Annotated in this window: 5 protein-coding genes and 1 riboswitch; of the genes, 3 read left to right on the top strand and 2 right to left on the bottom strand. The window is 73.6% G+C overall.

Features of this window, described 5'->3' with window-relative positions; all coding sequences use genetic code 11:
* Positions 1-480 (bottom strand): FAD-dependent oxidoreductase (locus GT042_RS20990; RefSeq protein ID WP_161310277.1); only part of this gene is annotated, 480 nt, incomplete at its 3' end.
* A 66-nt stretch (positions 481-546) separates the two neighbouring features.
* The gene (locus tag GT042_RS20995; protein ID WP_161310273.1) at positions 547-906 is read right to left on the bottom strand and encodes a hypothetical protein; all 360 of its coding nucleotides are present in this window, start codon (positions 904-906) and stop codon (positions 547-549) included.
* 50 nt (positions 907-956) lie between these two features.
* Positions 957-1068, top strand: a riboswitch (TPP riboswitch).
* On the opposite strand from GT042_RS20995, the gene thiO reads away from it, so the two are divergent.
* The 3 genes from thiO to GT042_RS21010 all read left to right on the top strand — a co-directional run bounded on the left by thiO (position 1066) and on the right by GT042_RS21010 (position 3295).
* The gene (gene thiO, locus GT042_RS21000; RefSeq protein ID WP_161310274.1) at positions 1066-2262 is read left to right on the top strand and encodes a glycine oxidase ThiO; all 1197 of its coding nucleotides are present in this window, start codon (positions 1066-1068) and stop codon (positions 2260-2262) included. (Overlaps the previous riboswitch by 3 nt.)
* Positions 2259-2495 (top strand): sulfur carrier protein ThiS, encoded by a 237-nt coding sequence (thiS, locus tag GT042_RS21005; RefSeq protein ID WP_161310275.1) that lies wholly within the window; start codon positions 2259-2261, stop codon positions 2493-2495. Before thiO ends, thiS begins: the two co-directional genes overlap by 4 nt.
* 2 nt (positions 2496-2497) lie before the next feature.
* The gene (locus GT042_RS21010; protein WP_161310276.1) at positions 2498-3295 is read left to right on the top strand and encodes a thiazole synthase; all 798 of its coding nucleotides are present in this window, start codon (positions 2498-2500) and stop codon (positions 3293-3295) included.
* Positions 3296-3448: the final 153 nt, after the last annotated feature.

Here is a 3448-nt window from a genome sequence, read left to right on the forward strand (position 1 = left end):
GTCGGCCGCCTCCACGACCGTCACCGCGCACCCCGCCTCGCGCGCCGCCGTCGCGAACTCCGCGCCGATCCAGCCCGCGCCCACGACCACCACCTCGTCCTGCCGCCCCAGCACGGGCCGCAGCCGCTCGGCGTCGTCCAGCGTGCGCAGCAGATGCACGCCCGGGACGTCCTCCGTGCCGGGCAGCCTGACCGGCTCCGCGCCGGTCGCGACGACCAGCACGTCGTACGGCACAGGACCGTCCGCCGTGTCGAGTTCCCGTACGTCCGGCCGCAGCCCGGTCACCGCGAGGCCGAGCCGCAGCTCGACGGAGAGCGCCGCGAAGTCGAGGTCGAAGGACGACCCGTCGGCCTGGCCGAGCAGGACCGCCTTGGAGAGCGGCGGCCGGTCGTACGGCGGATGCGGCTCCGCGCCGATCAGCGTGATCCGGTCGCGGAAGCCGCCCTCGCGCAGGGCGACCGCGGTCTGCACCCCCGCCATCCCGGCCCCGACGATGACGACGTTCCGCTCTTCCGGGTGTGTCCGCTGCTCGCTCACCCGATCACCTTAGAGAACGGACGGCCCATCAGAGGGCAGCTCCTCCACCACACTCGTCCCGCTGCCCTCCCGCGACTCCCACTCCCACGTCTCCTCCAGCCGGACCCTGCCGTCCGGCAGGTCCACCACCAGGGAGACGCAGTGCCCGGACGACGTCCCGCCGTCCCTCCCGAGCTGTACGTAACGGAAGTCCAGCCGGTCCCCCTCGCGGGTCCCGACCAGATGGCCCCGCTCCACGTCACCGCCCTCGTAGGCGGCCCAGATCCGGCCGTCCCGCTCGCCGTACGCGAAGCGCGTGCGGGTACCCACCTGACCCGGCGCCTGGTCGGCGACGGGGGCCAGGACACGACCGTCCAGCGAACGGGCCACGGTGATTGCTCCCTTACCGGGCGGAGGAGAGGGCGTTAGTCTGGCCGGAGACACTACCTCGCGGGAGCCCGGACGCACCGGGCTGAGAGGGAGGCTGACGGCCTCCGACCGTACGAACCTGATCCGGGTCATGCCGGCGAAGGGAGGGGCTGGACGCCCATGCAGTCGTCCCATACGGGTCAGCACCCCGACATCAGCACCTCCTCCGACGTCCTCGTCGTCGGAGGCGGCATCATCGGCCTGGTCACGGCCTGGCGGGCCGCGCAGCGCGGACTCCGTACCGCCGTCGCCGACCCCGAACCGGGCGGCGGGGCCGCGCAGGTCGCGGCGGGCATGCTCGCCGCCGTCACCGAACTCCACTACGGCGAGGAGACGCTGCTCGGGCTCAACCTCGCCTCCGCCGAGCGCTACCCCGCCTTCGTCGCCGAACTGGAGGCGGTGAGCGGCCGGGACACCGGCTACCGCGCGTGCGGCACGCTCGCCGTGGCCCTGGACGCCGACGACCGCGCGCACCTGCGCGAACTGCACGGCTTCCAGCAGCGTTCCGGGCTCTCCTCGGAGTGGCTCTCCGGCCGCGAGTGCCGGCGGCTGGAGCCGATGCTCGCGCCCGGCGTACGCGGGGGCCTGCGGGTCGACGGCGACCACCAGATCGATCCCCGACGGCTCGCGGCGGCGCTCGTGACGGCCTGCGAACGGGCCGGGGTGATCTTCCACCGCTCCTTCGCGAGCCGCCTCACCGTCGTACGGGACCGGGCCTCCGGCGTCGTCCTGGCCGACGGCCGCGCGCTCTCCGCCGACCAGACGGTCCTGGCGGGCGGGAGTCTCAGCGGGAGGCTGGCGGGCCTGCCGACCGATGTCGTACCGCCGGTACGGCCCGTGAAGGGCCAGGTCCTGCGGCTCTCGGTGCCCGGGCCGTACGCGCCGTTCCTGTCCAGGTCCGTACGGGCCGTCGTGCGGGGCAGCCACGTCTACCTCGTGCCGCGCGAGAACGGCGAACTCGTCGTGGGAGCCACCAGCGAGGAGCAGGGCTGGGACACCACGGTCACGGCGGGCGGGGTGTACGAACTGCTCCGCGACGCGCACGAGTTGGTGCCGGGCATCACCGAACTGCCCTTCACCGAGGCGCGCGCCGGCCTGCGGCCCGCCTCGCCCGACAACGCGCCCCTGCTCGGGCCCAGCGCCCTGCCCGGCCTCCACCTGGCCACCGGCCACTACCGCAACGGGGTCCTCCTCACCCCCGTCACCGGGGACGCGATGGCCGACGTGCTGACCACCGGCGAACTCCCCGAGGTCGCGCGCCCCTTCACGCCCCGCCGCTTCTCCCCCGCCCCGGTACGTCAGGAGCAGCCCGCATGACGGACACCGCGAATGTCTCTGCGACCCTCACCCTCTCCGTCTCCGTGAACGGCGAGCCCCGTGCGATCGGCGCGGGCACCACGCTCGACGTCCTGGTCGCGACGCTGACCCCCGCGCCCTCGGGTGTCGCCGCCGCCGTCAACGAGACGGTCGTGCCGCGCTCCCGCTGGTCCGGCACCCTCCTGCGCGACGGCGACCGGGTGGAAGTCCTCACCGCCGTCCAGGGAGGCTGACCATGGCCGACGACCGGCTCGTCATCGGTGACACCGTCCTCGACTCCCGCCTGATCATGGGTACGGGGGGCGCGCCCAGCCTCGACGTCCTGCGCAGGTCCCTGATCGCGTCGGGCACCGAACTCACCACCGTCGCGATGCGGCGCCTCGACCCCACCGTGCAGGGGTCCGTGCTGTCCGTCCTCGAATCCCTGGGGATCCGGGCCCTGCCCAACACGGCGGGGTGCTTCACCGCCGGGGAGGCGGTCCTGACCGCGCGGCTGGCCCGCGAGGCGCTGGGCACGGACTGGATCAAACTGGAGGTCGTCGCGGACGAGCGCACGCTGCTGCCCGATCCGATCGAGCTGCTCGACGCGGCGGAGACGCTGGTCGACGACGGCTTCACGGTCCTGCCGTACACGAACGACGACCCGGTGCTGGCCCGCAAGCTGGAGGACGTGGGGTGCGCGGCGATCATGCCGCTGGGGTCGCCCATCGGGTCGGGCCTGGGCATCCGCAACCCGCACAACTTCCAGCTGATCGTGGAGCACGCGAACGTCCCGGTGATCCTGGACGCGGGGGCGGGCACGGCGTCGGACGCGTCGCTGGCGATGGAGCTGGGGTGTGCGGCGGTGATGCTGGCGTCTGCGGTGACGCGGGCGCGGGAGCCGGAGCTGATGGCGTCCGCGATGCGGTACGCGGTGGCGGGGGGGCGGTTGGCGTTCCGGGCGGGCCGGATCCCCCGCCGGCGCTTCGCCCACGCGTCCTCGCCCTCGGAGGGCGTCCCCACCCTCGACCCCGAACGCCCGGCGTTCACGTAGCTGTCCTCAATCGCCGGACGGGCTTGTTTGTGCCTCATGCCCGGTGCTCGGGCGCGGCTTACTGATGTCCTCAATCGCCGGACGGGCTTGAATTTGGCCTCTGCCCGTTGCCGGTGCGGGTCACCGATGTCCTCAAACGCCGGACGGGCTGGA

This window comes from Streptomyces sp. SID3212, from assembly GCF_009865405.1.
Lineage (GTDB): Bacteria > Actinomycetota > Actinomycetes > Streptomycetales > Streptomycetaceae > Streptomyces.

Coding starts and splice junctions, on each gene's coding strand:
- thiO (WP_161310274.1), top strand. CDS start 1,066: ATGCAGTCGTCCCATACGGGTCAGCACCCCGACATCAGCACCTCCTCC.
- thiS (WP_161310275.1), top strand. CDS start 2,259: ATGACGGACACCGCGAATGTCTCTGCGACCCTCACCCTCTCCGTCTCC.
- GT042_RS21010 (WP_161310276.1), top strand. CDS start 2,498: ATGGCCGACGACCGGCTCGTCATCGGTGACACCGTCCTCGACTCCCGC.